The following is a 1,880-nucleotide window of genomic DNA, read 5'->3' on the forward strand; positions in this document are numbered from 1 at the left end:
GGCTCAAGACGGCGCGGCCCGCGACGTGGCGTCGCAAGTCCCTCGCGCGAACGTGCGGCATGGGTGCCATGGCGCCCCAAGCCCTGGGCAACCGGATATGGCTGAGCACGCCCCTGGAACAGCGTGGCAGTTCAGAGACATCCGAGCTGAGCGTTTCACCTGGCGGGACTTGCCGGGCGAGACGCTCAGCCGCACACCGCCCAGGACGACATGGACCGGTCCCGGCGAGCACCAGGGCGAGCCCGGCCGCGGCGGCGGCCCGCACCCGCGTGACCACGTCGGCGTTCTCGCCGGCGCAGTGCAGGTGCGGCGGCGTGTGGTGGGGGCCGCGAACGCCTCCCGCAGGCACACGCGCCACGCCTGCAGCAGCTTGAGCTGCTGGTCGGCCAACTGGGCGCGCCCCCCCGGTACTCGGCCGGCAAGGTGGGCGGGCCCCCCGCGCAGGTCCGTGACTCATGGTGCGTCGCGGACGGGAACTCGACGAAGTCGGCCGGCTCTGCCGGCTCCGCGTCGGCCCCGGAGTTGACCGTGGGCGCAGGCCCAACGCGGCGATACGGGACTGCCTTTACGCCCCGGTTCGGCTCGACTCACACCGTTCCGAGCCGTTGGCCGCGGCCCCGAACAAGTCGTGTCGGAACCCTTGACCGACGCCGTGGAAGCGCTCACAGTACTCGCTAATGCGCATAACTGATACGCATTAGTGGCTCGGTATCGGCCGTGAGCGGCCGGGTGAGGAGCATGGTGGAGCAGCCCAGGAAGCGGACCCGGCGTGGTCGGACTCCCACGACGACAGGACGCACGTCGCGGCCGCGGCAGGCGGAGGTCGCCAGACTGGCCGGAGTCTCTCAGGCCACGGTGTCGCTTGTGCTGTCGGACAAGGCGCAGAGATCGGCGATCTCCGACGAAACACGGCAGCGGGTCCTCGACGCCGCCCGCAGCCTCGGCTACGTACCGGATCCGGCGGCGCGGCGCCTGGCCGCGGCCCGTAACAACCTGCTCGGTGTCTTCAGCTTCACGGCCACGTTCCCGACGGACGTGCAGCACTCGTACTACCCGTTCCTCGTGGGGGTTGAGCGGGAAGCCGCAGCGCGTGGCTACGACTTGGTGCTCTTCACCGGGTCGAGTTCCGGCGGTGCGGGGGCCGCCGGACCCGACGCGCTGAGCCGGGTGCGGCTCGCCGACGGCTGTCTCTTCCTCGGTCGGCACGCTCCCCTCGCCGAACTGAAGCGGCTGGTCGCGGACGGCTTCCCGGTTGTGCACCTCGGGCGCCGCGACGAGCTCGAAGGGCTGCCCTGGGTGGGCGCCGACTACGTGAGCGCGAGCCGTGAAGTCGTCGGTCGTCTGGCGTCGTCGGGGCATCGCCGCATCGTCCTGATCCGTGAGGACGACGACGCGCCTGCGTCGGCGGACCGGCAACAGGGCTTCCTGGAAGGCCTGGAGGCGGCCGGACTCACCGGCGGTCCCGCGGCGGTCTTCCGCTCCGCCGACCCGGCACGCGATCTCACACCCGAAAGGCTGCGCCGCTGGGTCGACGAGGGTGTCACCGCGTTCGTCGCCGAGGAGACCGACACAGGGGCCGCCTGGCGTGCACTGTGCGCGGCCGTCGACGGATGCGGCCTCATCTGCCCCGACGATCTTTCGCTCGCCCTGCTGGGCAGCCCGCCGCCCGATCTCGCGGGCGAGCCGGAACCCACCGGATTCGACATCCCCCGACCTCAGTTGGGCGCCGCCGCGATCCGTCTCCTGGCGGCAGTCGTCGCCGGGGAGGAGGCCGACGAGCCGTTGGTCGCCTGCACCTTCAGGCCGGGCACGACCACCGGCCGTGCGCCCGGGCAGCACCGAGGATCTCCGCGCGGACCGCGCGATCCGTCAACAAGCCA

At 71.9% G+C, this 1,880-nt stretch carries 1 protein-coding gene; it reads left to right on the forward strand.

The features are described 5' to 3' along the window. Positions 1–738: 738 nt before the first annotated feature. Positions 739–1,880 (forward strand): LacI family DNA-binding transcriptional regulator (locus AB0D57_RS47635; protein ID WP_362088759.1); only part of this gene is annotated, 1,142 nt, incomplete at its 3' end.

Source organism: Streptomyces sp. NPDC048275 (assembly GCF_040652275.1).
In the GTDB taxonomy this organism is placed as follows: Bacteria; Actinomycetota; Actinomycetes; order Streptomycetales; family Streptomycetaceae; genus Streptomyces.